Genomic DNA, 18,666 nt, shown 5'->3' with positions numbered 1-18,666 from the left:
CCCGAATTCCCGTGCCTGTTGACGGACCCGGCTTCAGGCACCCCGACCACAACAGGTGGGCGCACGCCCGGGACGGGCCGCCCGACATGCACAAGGAGCAGTCATGGCAGATTTCACTCTTCAAATCCAAGAAGCGCAGAACGACGTCAATGTGCTGAACCAGGCCAATACCGAAATGACGAAGGCGCTGGAGGACATGGTCCAGCAGCTGACGCCGCTTCTTGCGAATACTCAGGGCCGTACGAAGGACGCCTGGCAGGAAGTCCAGAGCAAGGTGGACACCCAGGTCGCCCAGTTGAACAGCTCCCACAAGCAGGGCGTGCAGGCACTGGACAGCATGATCAACGCGATGATCGAGGCCGATAACAAGGGTCAGAGCCACTTCTGAGCAGCGGAATTTCCCGCGTGGACGGAGAGGCCGACTCGTGAGCGACGAAGACAAGAATTCCGGCGGCACCGGCAAAGTCAAGGTGACCGAGGGATACCTCGAAGACTTTGCCCAGCACCGGATCAACGATTTCATCCAGGGACTGCGGGACAACGACGACTACCGCAATCTGGACGGTTTCGCCGGTGGCCCTGCGGGGCCCGGCGGATACGCGAAGCTGCTGGCCGGCAGCAAGGACTTTCCCGCGGGTCAGGCACTTCAGCAGCGCTACGCCAAGTTCTGCCAGAGCCTGAAGCACGAACTCGACGGGTTCGCCCAGTCCATGACCGACCTGTCGAACGATCTGATGACGGTCAATCAGATCCTGGACAAGGGTGAGCAGGACACCGAGCTGACCGCGTCGCAGATGATGCAGGACCTCCAGGACATCCTGAACGGGTTCGGCGGTGGCGGTGGCGGCGGTGCCGGCAAGACCCCGCCACCCCAGGGCGCGGCCTGACGGCCCTGAGAAGGAACAACCGACCACACACCGGAGCCCTTTCGGACCGTCGCACGCGGCTGCCCGAAGGACGGAATCCGGCAGGAGAGGGACCACGGTGAACCGGTACGGGCCGAAGGGACGGGCGCGCGCGTGAACTGGGGAGAGGCGATGAAAGCCTTCGCCGCCACCGGCCAGAAGGTGACGGACAGCTCGGCGATCGGCAGTGACGGCGGGCCGAGCTGGTTCACGTCGTTCGACGCGGGCACGCTCCCCGGCGGCGACCACAACCTGGACTCCGTGTACGACGTGTGGTGGTCGTTCAACTACACCACCCAGGGCGACGGGACCGGCGCCGGACTCCCCAACCAGTACGTCCTGGGCGTCACCATGGACTGGGCCGGGATGGACGCCTCGGACGGCCCGCTCGGCCAGTTCGTGCACCAGCCCGACCAGATCCTCGTCCCCGTCTTCAACTCCCTCAAGGGCAACGACGCCGCCAGCCTGGGGAGTTTCGACACCGCGGTGATCACCGCCCGGGGTCTGGAGCGCCGGATCCAGGGCGCCAAGGACATCATCGAGAGCTGGGCCAGGGAGATCAACGAGGACGACTCGAACTGGCAGGGCAGCTCGGCCGGCGTCTTCCGCGCGGTGCTGCACGGCATGGCCAACGAACTCGACCGCCTGCGGGTCGAGATGACCAACCCGCGTGACTTCGCCGCGGACATCGACCACGCCAGGACACAGCTGCACGACACCCTCGCCAGGCTGTACGACGCGCACACCGCCTGGCGGGGCGACCGGATGGCCTGGCCGGTCAACGCCACGCACGACGCGCTCCAGGAAGCGATGCAGGGCGCCCACATCGAGTTCCCCGACCAGGTCAACCCCAAGGTCACCTCGTCCTTCGGGGATCCGAACACGCAGGAGTTCTGGGACCGGGTCCAGTCACGGGCCAAGGCGCTGTGGCTGGCGAACGTCAACACCCGGCTCGACCAGCCGGCCGGTCAGCACATGCAGGCGCTCAACTCCGCCATCGGCAGTGCCACTTCGGCGATCCCCGAGCAGATCAAGCCGATGCAGCTGAAGATGCCGGGCGGGCAGACGCCTCCCGGGGCGTCGGCCACCAACCCGTTCGGCAGCCAGACCAACCCGTTCGGTACGAAGCCGCCCGGCACCTCGGGAACGGACCAGCAGAACCAGCAGAACCAGCAGAACCAGCAGAACCAGCAGCTGCCGCCCGGTGCGCAGGACCTTCTCAAGCACAACACCGACGGCCCGAACGCGGCCGGCCTCGACCCGTCGAAGGGGACGGGCGGGGACGGCACGGCACCGCCGGGAGAAGGCACGTCGGGAGCGGACGGCCTCGGGGGCGGCAAGGGCGAGGACCTCAAGGCGCCGCTGTCGGCGAAGCTGGACGGCCCGCCGACCAGCGGTGTCGACACCCAGCACGCGGGCGGCGACGGTGACAAGGACCAGCACGCGCCGCCGCCCGGCATGATGCCGCCGATGCCGCCCAGGATCCAGCCGCCGATGACCGGCACCAGCGGAAACAAGTCGTTCGGCGGGCCCCCTGGCACGGGCACCCTCGGCAGCAACCCCTCCGCGAAGCTCATCGGTCCTGACGGCAAGCCGCTCACCGACGGGCATGGCAAGGCGCTCGACGTGCCGCCCGGCTCGAAGGTCAACTCCAACGGAACCGTCACCCGCCCCGACGGCACGCTCGCCACGGACCGCAACGGCCACCAGATCACCGTGCCGCGCGGCACCAAGCTCAGCCACGTGACGGAGCCGCCGAACGACGGATCGCTGTGGCGCGAGCGGAAGTTCGCCAACAACCTCCAGACGCCTCCCGGAGTGAAGCCGCCGGGGGCGCACGGTGACATGGAGCACCCGCCGGCGATACCCCGCGGACTCAAGACCGTCAGCGGCCCGGCGGGCATGGGCGGCGGGTCGGGCGAAGGCGGCGGCATCGGGCGCAACTCGGCGCTCAACGAGGCGACACCGCCCCGGACCGGCATGAGCCCCAAGGCACTCAGATCCGGCGGTTCCATCCCGCCCGAGGAGATGCCTCCCGGCGGCAGGCTCGCCCGGGGCGCGGCGCAGGAGGCCACCGCCATGGGGCGGGCCACCTCGTCCGGCAGCCCCATGGTGCCGCCGATGGGCGGTGGCGGCGCGGGCGCCGGTGCGGGCGGCGGCCAGGGCGGCGAGCGGCAGCGCCAGACCTGGGTCGACGAGGAGGAAGAGGTGTGGGGCACCGACGAGGGCAGCACACCGGGCGTGATCGGCCGATGAACGCACGGACAGTGGCAGACGAACGGAAGGGCAGGCGATGAGCCCCGGATTCCAGGACCAGGTCGACCAGATGATGGGCCGGCTGGCCGAGCACCGCAATCAGCTGATGGAGACGCAGCAGAGGCTGGCGAAGGAGACCGTCAAGGTCACCTCCAAGGACCGGGCGATCACCGTCGTGATGGGCACCCAGTCCGATGTGCGGGAGATCCGGTTCAACGGCGACCACTACCGCACCATGGCCCCCGCCGAGCTGGGCCGGGCGCTGGTGCAGCTGCTGGAGCGGGCGCGCGCCGATGTGCACGAGAAGGTGAACCGCGCGGTCGCGCCGTTCACGGGATTCAGCGACGAGGTGCGCGAATCGATGCTCGGCGGCACGGAACAGCTCAAGGCGATGAACGAGGCGAGGAAGCTGTGGCCGCAACAGGGGCCGGGGGGCACCGCTTTCGGACGCCGTGGCGACGACGAGGACGAGACCGATGGCTGAAGAGATCAGGACGACCGAAGACCTCCACCGGCTGTTCGCGGAATACCCGAAACTCGCCACGCAGATCAGCACCCTGGGCCTGGACGTGGAGGACATCAAGCGGCTGAATCTCCAGGGCGCAGGCGACAACGACGAAGTGGCCGAGCAGTACAAGTCGATCGCCAATCCGGGGACCGAAGCCCTGGAGCGGATCGTCAAGATGATGAGCGATGTCACCGATTCCACCGGACAGGCCGGCGGCGACGTCATGAAAATCTTCCGGGCGGCCGACGAGGACAACCAGAGGATCGCCGAATCCTGGAATCACATGCAGGAGGCGGAGAAGAAGGCCCAGGAAAAGTCGCAGCATTAGCAGGAGAGCTGTGAATCCTGCACCAGGGGGGTGTCCGCGCCGGCGGGCATCCCCTGGCGCCGTCCCTTCCGTCTCCGCCTCATCCCCTGTCCACCAGCACCTTTCGCCGTGCACTCCGTCATGCGGGCCCGTCGCCCGTAGTTCAGAAAGGGGTCGGCCGTGGCCCTCATGCCCTCCCAGGATGTCATCAACGTTCTCAACGCGCTGGGCATGAAATGGCCGCAGGCCAATGAGGACACCCTCCGGGACGCGGAGGCCGCCTACCGGAAGACCGTGGGCGACTTCCGGCAGGCCGAGGAATACTTCCTCGAAGTCGCCAAGGGAATCAGCGAGAACTTCACCGGGCAGACCGCCGACTCCTTCCTCGATCTGGTGAACTACCTGGTTTCCGGGGACCAGCCGATTCTGGACGGCGCGGCGAAGCAGTGCGAACACCTCGCCGACAACGCCAAGAACACGGCTACCGACGTGGAACACACGAAGTGGTCGATCATCGGTCAGGCCGTCGCCATGGTCGCGATGCAGGCGGCCATGGCGTTCTTCAGCTTCTTCTTCGGCCCCGGCGTCATGCTCGGCATGAGTTTCGAATTCGCGTTGATCCGCGAATTCATCATGAGCCTGATCACGTCGCTGCTGAAATCCATCGCGATGCAGGCCGTCATCGGCGCGGGTGTCGGATTCGTCGTGGACGCCGCCATCCAGGGAATCCAGATCGGGCAGGGCCACCGCGACGGTATCGACACGAAGCTCCTGGGCCAGGCCACGGCCGCCGGTGCCATCGGCGGCGCCATCGCCGCCCCCTTCGACCTCGTCGGCGTCGGCATCGGCAAGTGGCTCGGCAACGCCATCGGCACCGGCGTGAAGGGCGCACTCGGCAAGGAGTTCGGGAACCTCTTCGCCGGCGGCAGCGCCAAGAGCTTCGGGAAGGACGTGGCGGGCGCGGGCTCGAAGGCGGCGAGCGGCCTGGAGAAGACCGCGCCTGGCCCGCTGTCCCAGCTCACCCACGCCGAACAGCAGGCATTCGGCAAGGACTTCGGCAGCCTCGTCAGCAACACCCAGGCGCAGCTGTCCAAGGGCTTCGGCAAGGGAATCGAGGGCGGCAAGGGCACCATCGCGCACGCCTTCACCGAGAAGACCGGCGACCTGTTCAAGAAGCACCTGGGCGGCAAGGCGCTGACCGAGTCCGAGGCCAAGCAGCTCGGCGGCGACTGGGGCCGCGCCGTCGTCAAGGACTGGGCCGCGGACGCCGAGCGCAACACCGTCAAGGAATCCCTGCAGAACGTCCTCAAGCCGTACGAGAAGCAACTCGGCGCGGACGGCGCGAAGTTGTTCGCGCACGACGTCCCGGACGCCATGCACGCCGCGCTCCGCGACCAGCTCGAAGGCAACCTCCGCTACCGCCTGGCGGGCACGGCCGCAGGCACCCTCACCGACGGCGCCAACAACGCCCTGTCGGACGCCGTCGTCAACTACGCCTTCACAGGCAAGTTCGAGACGACGGGCGGCGCTTTCGCCGGCGGCATGGTCATGGGCGCGGCAGGACGCGGCATCGGCGAATACGCCATGCCGCCGGTGACGCAGCACGTGATCCACCCGTCGATGGCGGCCGTGGGCAGCGGCCTGAAGGCGTTCAAGGACCAGGTGTTCGGCCCGTCGACGGCGAACGACTCCGCGTCGATGCTGACCGAGCCGTCCGCCACCCCGCCGACGGTCGCCACCACGAGCACCACGGATCAGACCTCACTCTCCGGCACGGCCTACGACGGCGGCTCCGACGGCTCGGACACCCCGCACGACGGCGCGTCCGGGACGAGCACCTCGCACGACGGCGCGTCCGGCAGCGCGGCCCGGCACACCGTCTCCACCGAATCCGACGGCCCCGCGACGACATCGGGCCACGAACCGACTGCGGCGACATCGGGCCACGAACCGGCCGCGGCGACCGCCCACGAAGGACCGGTGCAGCCGCCCGCCCCGCAGCGCACATCCACCGAGCAGCTGGGCGACGACGGCCCCGCCCCGTACGCCACCGGGCCCGGCACGCCGGTGCGGCAGGACGGGCCGACGCAGCAGATCCCGGCCACCGCGACCGGCACGGGCGCCGCGGCACCCACGGGCGGCAAGACCGGCGGGCCCCCGAACCCGCCGTCCGCGCCGGGCGGCACCCACGAGGCCACGCAGAGCCGGGCCGGTGGCGCACGGCCGACGGGCCAGGAAGGCCCGGTGCCGCCGCCGAAGCCGCGCGAGATCGTCACCAGCAGCACCCAGAAGTCGCCCGCGCCGGACACGAACCACCAGGAGCCGTCCACCGACACCGCCACGGCGGACTCCGGGCAGGGCGCCCCGCACCAGGCCACGCCGCCCCCCGCGCCGCACGCGACGGAGAGCGCAACCCCCACGACGCCACCGGGGCCCGCCCCCGAGCCGCCCCACCCCACCACCCCCACCCCGGACAACCTGCACACCACCGACACGTCATCCGGCACCGCCACCCCGCACGCGCCCACGCCGACGCCGACGCCCGAAGCCACGCACCACACCGCACTCCCGAACCCGTCCGAGCTGGTCGACCGCATGATCCGGGTCCGCGAGGCACGGCACACCGCGGACGGCGAGAGCAGCGGACAGCAGGGGACCGACGGGGCGGGCGCCACTCACCTGCCGACGGACGACACCGAAGCGCCGTTGCGCCCGCTGACCGAGCGGGAGCGGCAGGAGTGGATCGAGGAGCAGGTGCTGGCCGCCCGACGGCCGCTGCCGCAGCCCGAGTCCGAGCCGGTGTTCGACGAGGCGGCGGTCCGTGCGCAGAGCGCGGAGTTCCTGGCGGCCCTGCACGCGGATCTGACGGGCTCGTTCGGCATGCCGCCGGGCGCGCAGCAGCACGCGTCCGACGCGCCCCACTGGTCGCAGGCCGAAGACCGGCAGGCGCGCGCCGACCGGTGGCGCGACGAGCAGGCCAGGATGGCCGGCTGGCGGGACGCCGAACTGTCCCAGGCCGAACGGGACGCGGCCCGGGAGAAGTTCTTCGACGATGTCTTCGACCAGTGGGCCGGGGACCGGCTGGGACACACGGAGCCCACGGGCGGGGACGGCACCGCAGCCCAGGGCGGGCACCGCCCGTCGCCGTCCGACCAGCAGCTGACGACTGGACGCGGGCGGCCGGGCCCCCGCCCCGCCACCGACGACGACCTGCGCTCCCGGGTACTCCAGCGCCTGTACGACCGGGAGTTGGAGCGGAGCAGGAACCAGCTCACCACCGACGGACACGACCCGCTCGCCACCCCGGAAGCGCTGCGCGCGCACCTGGACCGCCAGTGGGTCATCGAGCACGGCCTGGAACACGTCGGCCGGTGGGCCGATGCGGCCTTCGACAACTGGCGCGGCGGCCTCGCGCCCGAGGTGCGGGCGCAGCTCGACGAGGTGGAGCCCACGGCGGGGCCGCGGCCGGCCGACGGCGCGGAAGGCCAGGAGCAGCCGCAGCGCCCCCGGGGCGAACGGGCGCTGGCCGAGGCCCAGTACGCCTTCGAGCACCGTGCCCGCGCCGTCATGGAAGAGATGCTCGGCGCCGGACTGCTGCGCACCGACCCGCAGCGGCTGATCACCGCCCTTGACGCGATGAGCGACGGCGCCTTCACCTCCGCCGCGGTCGGCGAGCAGCTCGGGCGGCAGGCCGCCGGTGTGCTCAAGGCGCTCAACTCCGCTCTCCCGGAGCTGCACCGGGCGTTCGGCGACGCGGTCCAGGACGTCACCCACCGCCGGCAGGCCCAGCAGCTGTTCGAGAGCGCGGCGGACAGCGCTGCCGTCCGCCGTACCGAGACGCCGGACGAGGAACGGCCCAAGGACGCGCTCGTCCCCCAGGAGAAGCAGGAATCGGCGCTGTCCGAAGGGGGCAGGGAGCGGCTGCGGCGCCAGTGGCTGGAGACGTACGACCAGGACCGCCTGGAGATCTACGGGCCTCCCGGTACCGGGCAGCGGCCCACCGGCGAAGGGGCGGTGGACAGCGCCTGGCAGGAGCGGCGAAGGGCCCGCCAGGAGGAGCTGCCCGGCCTGCTGGAACTCCAGGTGGCCAAGGAGTCGGCCGCGAAGGAAGCCGTCGAGGCGGTCAAGGAGGCGGCGTCCGGGACGTGGCAGCGGGCGCTGGACGACCTCGGCGATGACTTCAAGAACGAGTTCTCGCTGGGCGGGCAGACGGCAGGCCACGCCGCGCAGCGGACCGCGGCCGTCAAGCTCGGCGGGGAACTGCACCAGAAGCTGGACGCGTGGGCCAAGAGCGAGCACCGCGACCCCGCGGAGGCGCAGCGTCTCCTCGAGTCGTACACGAAGCCGGAGGCGGCGCGGCGACGGGTCGCGCTCGCGGTGGCGCGGACCGTGGCGGAGGACCGGGCCCGCCAGGAGGCGACCGAACTGGCCGAGCGGGAAGCGGAGTTCCTGCCCCGTGACGCGAAGGACCGGTTCGTCACCGAGCACGTGGACCGGGTGACGGCCCAGTTCGACGCCCTCTTCCCCTTCGACACCGTCTTCGGGAAGCCGGGGGAGGAGGCGCCAGGTCCTGATGCCTCGGTGGCGGGGGAGGAGGCGCCAGGTCCCGACGCTCCGGTGGCGGAGGAGAAGGCGCCTGGTACGGACACATCGGAGCCGGAGAAGACGCCATCGCCGTCGGACACCAACGCCGACATCGACACCGCCACTGACACGGAAACCGCCACCGACACCGCCCCGCCCACCGTCGACGGACCGGCCCGCTGGCGGGACGGCAGGGAGAGCCTGAGCGCGGAGCTGTCGGACCGGCTGCTGTTCGAGATCAGTGCCACGGACGGGCTGGGCACCTGGGCCCGCGGCTTCCACGGTGCCGCGGCCGGTCACGACATCGCCCGGCACGAGCTGACCCGCATCGGATCCCGCACCCGCGAGGAGTGGTTCACCACCTTCCAGGAGATGTGGGGCCCCGAAGACCTCGACGCCGCGCGCTGGCTCCGGCACGAGAGCGAACACCGGGGCCGCTTCGAGCGCGACACCACCGAGCAGGATGGCGCGGGCGCCCTCGTGACCAGCCAGGACAACGCGACGCAGCCGGTGGACGACGGCGCCCCCTCCACCTCCGCGCACGATGACACCGCCCGGCACGAGGACGCCGAGCGCAGTGAGCTGGTGCGGCGGCTGCAGGCCCTGCGCCGGGACGAGCCGGCCGGCGGGGTCGACCCGTACGACCCGGAGTCCATCCGGCAGTTGCAGGAGATGTATCCGGGCGAGAAGCTGCTGACCCCCGAGGAGCGGGTGCGCAAGTACACGTCCGACGACGACGGGCAGGGCACGCCGTCGGGCCCGGTGACGGTGACCCCGCAGCGCTCCGCGCCGGACCGCACGGGCCGGGAAGACGCGCAGAGCACGCACTCCGACCGCTCCGAATCCGACGATCTGTCGGGCCCCACCCCCACGCCGGTCACCGCCCCGCACACCCGCGGCAACTGGGAGACCCTGCGCACCCAACTCGCCTACGGAAAACCGTGGGTGGGGGCGAAGGACACGGTTCAGGCGATCGAGGCGACGCTGAAGTCGCTGGGCCAGGAAGGCGACGGAGCGGCCTCCTTCGTCATCGGCACCAACGGCAAGGACACCTCCGTACGGCTGCACGCGGTCCGTCACGGGGACGAGGTCATCTGGCTGGACCTGGACAGCCGGAAGCTGCTGAGGGTGGTCGAGCACGAGGGGCGGACCGGCTGGCGGGACGCGGCCGACGACCAGCCGATGCCGGTGCCGGTCGATGACATGCTCTTCACTTCGATCGATCTGCGACCCGACGGGCACGTCGTCCGCCTCTCCGAAGGACTGCGCAGGCTGAGCGAGCAGGAAGGGGGCGAGGACGCGGGCAGGTTCCCGCACCTGATGCCCGACCCGTTCGCCGTGCGGCACGCGCTCCGGAAGATGGGCAAGGCCGACTTCCAGCTCGTGTCCGATGGCAAGGAGCTGATGGGCCCGAGCGGCGAGTCGTACCAGCTCGGTGCTCCCGCACCCGGAAGCAGTGGTTTCGCCAAGGCGCTGAGCGAAGCGCTGACGGGTGTGCTGCCCAAGCAGTACGCCTCCCCGGAAGGCGTCCGGCGGGTGCGCTCGCTGGCCGAGCTGATCGCCCGAGAGGCGACCACCGCCACGCTCGATGAGGTCGAGCTGCCTCAGCGGGCGGTCAGCGACGAGGAACTGGCCGCGATCGGCATCGTCCTCGACGCGAAGGCCCGCAGCAGCTTCGACGCCGTCGGCCGGCTCCCCGGCGCACTCGACGCCGCGCAGCGCCGTGCCCTGGCCCGCCACCAACTGCGCTCGGGCACCGCGTGGGACGGGACGCTGGCGAAGGCCGCGGCCAAGGCGGCGGCCGAGAAGCTGCACCTGAACGTGACCCTCGTCAAGGAGGACGGCAGCCACGAGAGCGTGGGCGGGGCCTGGGGCACCGAGGTCACGGTCCGGCAGACCGACGACGGCTTCCAGGGCGCATCGACCGAGCCGTGGCGGCGTATCCAGCGCCTGATCCAGCGGATGGAGGGCGAACGCGCCCGGCTGTACAAGGAGCAGGGCAGGCCCGCGCCGGAGCCGCTGGGCGGCACGTGGTACCCCAGCCTTCCGCAGGCCGCGAGCACCGCCGCGGCGAGCACCGGATCCGGCACGGACGTCACTCCCGCCACGGCCGACCGGCCGCGGGCGCTGACCCCCGACGAGCTGAACGTCTGGTTCGACCACGTCACCTCCGAGCGCGAGTTCGCCGCGTACGTCCACACGCAGGAGCTGTCGGGCCTGCGGGTGGACTCCGAGGAGAAGTGGCGGGCGGCGCAGGTCGAGCACCACGAGAAGCTGCTGCGCGAGCTTCAGCGCGAGGTGGTGTTCGCCCCCCGCGACGAGGACGGCAAACTGCCCGAATCGGTGGCCGACGACAAGCTGACGCTCGAGCGGCAGTACCTCGAAGCCGATCGGCCGGTCCGCTTCGATCCCACGTCAACCGACTTCGGCATCCTCTACAAAAAGGGCGCCAAGGACACCTTCGATGACGAGAGCAGCCTGGAGCGGCACGCATCGGCGGTCGGCGGCACCAAGATCACGCTGCGGGAGGCGGAGACGGTCGCGCGGCAGCTCGCCAACAGCGTGACGGACATTGATTCACGGGACCGCGAGCGCCTGCGGAACGCCCTCGTCAAGCTGATGGAGCACCGCCCGCACGCGCTGCTGGCGCACCCGGACGAGGCGTCGGGCAACAAGCCCACCTCGCTGGGCCACGGCACGTTCCTGAGCTACACGACCTCCGTGGGCGAGACCAGGCTGCTTGCCGTCAGCGCCCTCAACCACGGTGCGTACAGCCGCTATGCGGACCCGGAGAAGGTCAAGGTCAAGGGCGGGCAGCGGAGCAGCGAGAAGAGCGCCACGTCGTACTCCCAGTCCGCCAGCCACCAGATCGGCGTGAACTCCGGGTTCGCGCCCGGCACCGGTACGTCCGGCATGTTCAGCGCCTCCGTCACCGGCGGCCTGAACCAGGCGTCGCACAGCACCGTGCACTCCTCCACCTCGACGGACACCCGTGGTGTGGGCTCGGAGGGCGACTCGCACACCTACGTCAACGATGTGCTCTACGAGGCCAGGACGTATGAGCTGGACAGCCGGGGCAAGCGGGTGCCCACCGCGTCCCGGCCGGTGTACATCCCCGTCGGCAGCGGCTTCGAGTGGCGGGTGCCGGACGCCATGACGGCGAAGCAGCCCAAGGCCCCCGCAGGGCTGCCCGACAGCTTCGTCATGCCGGTCGGCACCTACCCCGACCTGGTGTCGCCCGACCACCTCGTCATCTCGCAGGACTTCTTGGACTGGGCCCTGCAAGTCGCCGTCCAGCACGGCCAGATGACGCCTGACATGCCGGCGATGCAGGCCATCCTCAGCGGATTCGCCACCCACGCCATGCACGAGAAGCTGATCCCGACCATCCGGGGCGACGTGCAGGCACTGCAAGCCGTCGGGGAGAACGGCAAGGTCATCGGCGTGTTCCGCTACAGCGTCGAGATCGACCGCAGCAAGCCGGCGGAGCTGGTCGGGACGATCCTGCACGGTGAGAGCGACAACAAGGTCCAGAAGAACACCGCGGTCGGCAACGACCGCAGCCGGGCGGTCGCCAGCAACCTCTCGGTGACCGTCACCGCGGGACCTGCGGAGAACTCCGTCGTCCGCGCCCAGGCGGGCTTCACGGGCCAGGTGGGTACCGGCCGCACCGACACGCTGACGGTCTCCGACAAGGGGCAGGTGCAGTACGGCCTGTCGGACAAGTCGGCGCAGGGGCTCTACAAGCAGGCTCTGAAGATCAACGTCGAGTTCGTGCCCGGCTACGAAGCCTCCGGATTCGGGCCGCCCGACGAACTGGTCGCGCACCAGGACACCCTCGTCCGGAGCTTCCCCGCCTCGGCGCTCCTGCGCACTCCCAAGGACTCCGCGCGGGCCTGGGCGGGCTGGGACGACAACCGGCTGATCAACCAGCGCGACGCGTCGGCGCTGTCGGGCTCGCGCGGCCAGGACAGCCCGAACGGGCCGCAGGTGCCGGAGTTCACCGAGCCGCCGCGGCCGGCGGAACTGGCGCGCGACGCCCAGCTGTTGCTGAACTCGATGCACTACACGCGCATCAGCGCCGCGGTGGTCGCCTCCCAGGCGCCGTCCCGCAAGCCCAGGCCCCACCTGCGGCGGCGTGCCGTGTCGTCGCTGATCAAGGCGACCGGTCTCGGCAAGGCGTCCCAGGCCCGTAATGGGCGGCACGACCGGATGCTGAAGAGGTCGAAGACCGCCCCGGCACTGACCACCCACACGCCCTCGCCGCCCGCCACCACCACGTCCCTGCGGGAGACCGACGGCACCTCCCGGACCTCGACCCCGCCGAACACGCCCGTCACACCCGTCACGCCCGCCACCCCCGGCGCGCCGCTCGTGGAGACCACGGACTCGCACGTCCGCTCCACCGGCGACACGCCGCAGGACCCGGCCGCCCAGCCGCAGGACCCGGCCGCCCAGCCGCAGGACCCGGCCACCCAGCCGTCGGCGCCGGAGGAGACCCGCCCGCTCGCCCACCAGCTCCTCGACCAGACCGAGCAGGCACTGGCGCACCACAAGAACCGCAAGGTGCGGCAACTGGTCTCCACCAAGGCGACCACCGTGCGCAGCATGCGGCACCACCTGCCGTACGCGGTCGAGAAGGCCCTGTACCGGGCGCGGAAGAAAGCCGGCTTCACGGCGGAGCCCCCGGCGTACCCGACCCCCAAGGCCGGGCAGCGCAGGGGCCTGCGCAACCGGAACAAGTTCCGGGCACTGCACGGGGCGACGGCGCTGGAGACGCAGGGCCCCAAGCTCCTGCGCGGGAAGTTCGACAGCATCGGTGACCTGACCGCCGAGGCATCGGGCTCGACGGTGGTGCTCCGGCGCTCCGGATGGCTGCGCCGTCACACCGCCGCCCTGACCATGTCCATGGAACTCTCCCGCCTCACCTACGAGGGCCTGCGGCCCGACACCACCACCGCGGGCAGCCTGTCCGGTGCCCGCAACATCTCCACCAGCACCGAGGGGCAGCTCAACTGGCAGGCGGGAGCCGGCGTCGACGTGGGGTTCAAGCCCGTCGCCGCCTCCAACCTCGCGATGGGCGGCGCCACCGTCACGTACGGCGAGAACCATGCCCGCAAGTCCGAGGCCGGCGTGGAGACCGGCACCGAATACGCCCTGGGGCCGGGCAAGGGCGTCCACGCCTACGTGGCCGAAGGCGTGTTGTCGCTGGAGGGAAAGCACCACGCCGAACCGCGCTACCTGTTGAGGCTCGCCGCCGGGGAGATGTTCAACATCGACCCCAGCAAGATCGAACTGAGTGGGAACCCGGACGGCAACCTGATCGCCAAGGTCAAGGTCCACATCTTCCACCCCACCGCGCTGATGCCGGCGAACCTCCGGCTGCCGCGCCGCAGCCCCACGCTTCCCGATGCACCCCGGAACGAGGCGGAGGACACCGGCGGCACCGCGCTGTGGACGCCGCAGCAAGGCGTCACACAGCTGACGCCGCAGGAGGCCGAGGCCCTGGCCACGGGCCCGCGGGTCCGCCACGACCGGGACGACGCCTTCCACTCCCACGTCCGCATCGGGCACGGTCCTTACGTCGCCGCCGTGGCGAAGGACGTGCTCGGGCAGCTCTCGGAGCACCTGAAGCAGAAGCTCGCCATCCGGGGCACCCAGGCACACACCGATCTGATGGCCCTCACCGAGCAGTTGGAGGCGCAGTTCGACGCCGCGGTGCACGGCGGGCGCACCCTTGACCTGCTGCACTACCGCGACCGTGCGTTCCGCTTCGAGGCACGGCTGCGTCTCGAAGCACGGCCCCGTGGCCCGAAGGTCCGCGACATCGTCGACAGCAACCTCGAAGCCAAGCACGCCGTCTCCAGCGCCCTCAGCGTCGGCACCGGGACCTCGCTGACCCGCACCGTCAACGCCCAGGCGCAGCTGACGTTCGGCACCGCCTTCAACGCCGGGGTGCCGGGGAAGGTCCAGGAGTCCCAGGGCTGGGGCGTCGTGTGGACCCTGTTCAACCGCGGCACCACGCACACCACATCCCACTCGCTCTCCATCGGCACGACCTTCACCGAAACCCGGTCCGGCCGGATGGCGAGGGTGGACTTCGACGAGACCACCTGGACCGTGACCGGCGGGGTGAAGTCGCTGCGCTGGTTCGCCCCGGAACGCACCGGGTTCGGCGGCGCCACGGTGCCCGGTGACAAGACGACGGTCTACTCCCTGGACGACGCCCGCAGGCTGGGCTGGGTGACCAACGGCCTGGACGAACTGCCCCAGAACGCCCGGTGGTTGCCGCCGAAGGACCTGCCCTCGTTCGTCTCCGTACGGGGCGCGCTCGACGCCGGACCCGCACTGCGGGCCTTCGCCGGGCAACTGGGCTCCAAGGCGGGCAAGGTGCTGCCCGACAGCAGCATGGGCCCCGCGGGAACGCTGCGCGTCGAACTCGACACGCTGCTGACACCGGACTCCCTCAACAGCGGCCTGCACTACCAACTCGTACGCGAGGGTGTCCCGCTCAGCTCCGGCGTGTGGCTGCGACTGGTGCCAGGCCCCCTCACCCAGCGGCACACCCAGCACAACGTCTCGGTCGACGAGGACCGTTCGGTCTCCTTCACACGGTCCCGTGCGGTCGCCGTGGCCGAGACCCACAGCCTCGGCGTGACCAGCACACAGACCGCGCTCACCCAGCCGAACACCGAGGAGGGCAAGCCGCCCGGCAATGTCGTGGGCGTCGGCGTGCCGCTGACCGCGACCGGTACCGCCACCACCACCCGTACCCTCACCGTCACCGAAGCGGTCAGCACCACCCGCACGCTGTCGATCGGCGGCGGCTTCGTCGACTTCGGCGCCGACTACCAGATCGAGCTGACCCACACCGACGAGGACGGCCACGTCACCCAGGCGCGCGCGAACGCCGGTTCGCTGATCCAGATGCATCCGGAGCTGCTGCTGACGCCGGTCCGTGAGGAGGCCACCGCCGCGACGTCGGACGCGTCCGCCGCCAAGCCGGATGTGTCCGTCATCAAGTCGGATGCGCCTGCCACCAAGGCGACGACGTCCACCACTGAAGCGACGACGTCCACCGAGGCGACGACCTCCGGCCCGCCCGCGACCGAGCCCGTCCCCGTCCCCGCCCCGGCCCCCGCCCCGCAGATCATCGAACCCGTATCCCCGAACACCTGGCAGGCCAGGAACAGCGCGCTGACGGGCGCACTGGCCCACCAGGACGTGGTGTTCCTCGACGCCCAGGGCGCGAACCACCTGCTGGCGAACGCCACCGCGGCACTGGACGCCGCCGCGGGCCGGGCCACCACCCTGTCCCGGCCCTCCAAGGGGAAGGACGCCGACTCGTCCGTCTCCACCGAGCGCACCGCCGTCGGCGGCGGCAGCCTGACCCGGCCCCGCACCACGGCGGCACGCCAACTCGCCCAGCAGAACAGCTCGCAGGTACTGCGCGCGATGCTGTCGCAGGCGTTCGGCGCGCACGGCTGGCAGCAGCCCACGCTGGAGGACAGCTCGGCGCTCGGGTCCGCCCGCGGCAACATCACCGTCCACGCGCGGGCGAAGACCGCCCGGCCCAAGATCCTCGGCGTCTTCGACGAGGTCACCCTCACCAGCGACCAGCGGATCACCGACACCACCCAGCACGCCGAGGGACTCACCGCCAGCTCCAGCCTCACCGGCGGCGCCTACCCCACCCACACCGTGCAGCCCACCACCGGCAACATGACCAGCCGCGGCACGGCGCCGGTCACCCAGGGCGGCGACGTCGCCACCACCCAGAGCGCCGTCAGCAATTCGGTCAACTCGGCGGTGTCGCCCAAGGCGGAGCGCCGCCTCCTGGTCGAGGTGCCGCTGGACTTCCTCGTCGACGCCACCGTCACCAAGCACGGCCTGAAGTCGGCGTCCGACACCATCGGCAAGGCACTCGGCAGCGCCACGACAACCCTCAGGCGCGGCGGCACGCCCGTCACCGACGCCGCCACCGCCGAACTGCTCGGCCACGTCGTCGAGTCCGCCAAGGGCTCGGCCACCGCCGCCTTCTCCTCGGACAAGGTGGTGGCGCTGGTGCCCGAGCGGGTCCTGCGCGAGGCGGGCCTGCTCGACGACGACAACTTCCCCGAGTCCGTGGGGAAGGCGTACGACCAGGTCAAGGACCTGCGGGAGAAGGTCAAGGACACACAAGAGCTGTACGTGGGCGCCGAAAAGCGCGTCGAACGGTGCTACGAGGAGCTGTACGAGGTCATCCGCGAGGCTGCCCAGGCGCGCCGGGCGCAGCAGCAGACGTCCACCGGGAGCGCGTCCCACGAGAACGCGCCCACCCCGCCGCGCTCGGCCGAAGAGCTGGACAAGAGCGGCCGGTCCGCCGGAAGCCGCCTGTTCGAGTACACGGTCGAGTGGGCCGGCCTGCGCGCCGAGATCGAGCGCCTCAAGAAGGGAATGGACAAGGCCCTCCGCAGCGCGGACGAACAGCGGGACTGGCACCTGGACAACGCGGGCCGCACCGACGCCCAGGGCAAGCCCGAGCCGTACACCTGGGACGAGGAGGAAGACACCACCCGCAGGCCGCTGGCGACCCCGGCCACCGATGACGACGCGGAGAGCCCGGCTCCTCTCCCCGCCCCGTACGAGGACCCGTCGGTACACGAGTTGGTGTCGCAGGCCGAGTCCTACGGCGGCATCTGGACGGGCGGCGCCGTCCCGCCCGCCCACGCCGAACTGCGCGAGAAGATCATGGTCTGGGTGCTGGACCAGGAACTGCGCAAGAAGCGGCAGGAACTGCGCGAGGCACAGGGCGACGCCGCCCGCGACGGACAGTCCGCCACCGACCATCAGGCCGCCCAGCGCCTCTCCGTGCTGCGCCGCGCCGAGATCGCCTTTCGCCGGCAGGCCCACGCCCGCGCCCAGGAGGCCGCGCAGCGCATCCACGACGCCATCGCCGCGAAGCTGGCCGCAGCCGACGCGGCCACCGGCCGGGGAGACACGGACGCCGAGCTGCTGGCCGAGGCGGCCGAACGGCTCCGCAAGGGCGTCCCGGTGGAGACCACCGACGACCTGGCCGGCCGGATCGCGGAGCAGCAGGCCAAGTTCAACGCGGCGCGGAAGGCATTCGAGGAGCAGCCCGAGGGCTCCGAAGCCAGGACCAAGGCCGCGCAGGAGGCCACCGAGCAGCTGACGGCGCTCCAAAAGCTGCACCGTACCGCCCAACTCGAAGCGTCCGAAGCCGAGTTCGCAGAGAGCCTGAAGCCTTCATCGTTCCCCGAGCCGCCCCTGGTCAAGGACCGCGGCGATGACGAGCGCCGGGCCGCCGAAGAACTGGCCGTCCTCGACAAGCCCGTGCAGTTCACGGCGGGCGAGACCGAGGGCAAGGACGAGCGCCCCACCACCTACACGCACGACGACGGCACCGTCTACGACGTCCTGGACCCGCACGACACCGCGAACCCGGACAGCACCAAGGGCGAGGGGCTGCCGCTCGCCCTGAACGCCGCGCTGACCAAGCTCGCCGACAGGGGCGTGACGCTTCCCGTGGCGCCGCACCGCGGCACACCCGCCGAGATCGCGCAGCGTGTCCGGCAGGCGATGGCCGACCGCCTGCGGCAGGACGGCGAGGACCCCGACTCCTGGCTCAACGCCGCCAACGACACCGGCAACACCTGGCTCCAGCCGGAACCCGGCAGGGACCGCTTCACCCAGGCGGACCTCGACGAGGCCGGCATCACCCTGGACCCCAAGCACCAGCTCGAGTTCCACCAGGACGGCACCCTCCACACCAACGTCCGGCTGCCGCACACCGCGCGGCTCAAACTCATCGCCCTCCAGATGGAACGCCCGGCCAGCTCCCCGCTGCGCCACGGCACCATGGAGGACCGCGAGGACGCCGACCTCTACCTCGCGCCCCTGTACTTCGCCCGCGCCTACGGAGTCGAGGTCCACGTCGTACGCCCCGACGCCGGCGTCGAGGTCTTCCACCCCGCCGGACCTGACGGGGAACGCGATCTGACGCTCCCCAAGGTCACCGTGGTCCTGGAGGAGGACACGGTCAAGGCCCTCATTCCGCGTGGCGGCGGATCGTCCGCCCCGACGACGGACGCGATGGACCAGCAGTC

At 71.0% G+C, this 18,666-nt stretch carries 6 protein-coding genes (1 of these 6 cut by a window edge); all 6 read left to right on the top strand.

Annotated features, from left to right (window positions below):
* Nucleotides 1–103: 103 nt before the first annotated feature.
* Nucleotides 104–388, top strand: a complete 285-nt coding sequence (locus ACGFNI_RS07800) for a hypothetical protein (protein ID WP_393681630.1) — start codon at nucleotides 104–106, stop codon at nucleotides 386–388.
* A gap of 37 nt (nucleotides 389–425) precedes the next feature.
* Complete coding sequence (locus tag ACGFNI_RS07795) at nucleotides 426–887, top strand: hypothetical protein (protein WP_393681628.1); 462 nt, start codon at nucleotides 426–428, stop codon at nucleotides 885–887.
* A 132-nt stretch (nucleotides 888–1,019) separates the two neighbouring features.
* Complete coding sequence (locus ACGFNI_RS07790) at nucleotides 1,020–3,161, top strand: hypothetical protein (protein ID WP_393681626.1); 2,142 nt, start codon at nucleotides 1,020–1,022, stop codon at nucleotides 3,159–3,161.
* Between the two features lie 37 nt (nucleotides 3,162–3,198).
* Nucleotides 3,199–3,645 (top strand): YbaB/EbfC family nucleoid-associated protein, encoded by a 447-nt coding sequence (locus tag ACGFNI_RS07785; protein WP_393681624.1) that lies wholly within the window; start codon nucleotides 3,199–3,201, stop codon nucleotides 3,643–3,645.
* A complete protein-coding gene (locus tag ACGFNI_RS07780; protein ID WP_393681622.1) occupies nucleotides 3,638–3,997 on the top strand; it encodes a hypothetical protein in 360 nt (119 codons plus the stop codon). Before ACGFNI_RS07785 ends, ACGFNI_RS07780 begins: the two co-directional genes overlap by 8 nt.
* A 159-nt stretch (nucleotides 3,998–4,156) precedes the next feature.
* Nucleotides 4,157–18,666: the start of a hypothetical protein gene (locus ACGFNI_RS07775; protein ID WP_393681620.1), read on the top strand. The gene runs 30,817 nt beyond the window's last position; 14,510 of the gene's 45,327 nt are visible here — the first part of the coding sequence; its start codon is at nucleotides 4,157–4,159; the stop codon falls past the right edge of the window.

This window comes from Streptomyces sp. NPDC048644, from assembly GCF_043199105.1.
Lineage (GTDB): Bacteria > Actinomycetota > Actinomycetes > Streptomycetales > Streptomycetaceae > Streptomyces.
This window is presented reverse-complemented; position numbering and strand designations above follow the sequence as displayed.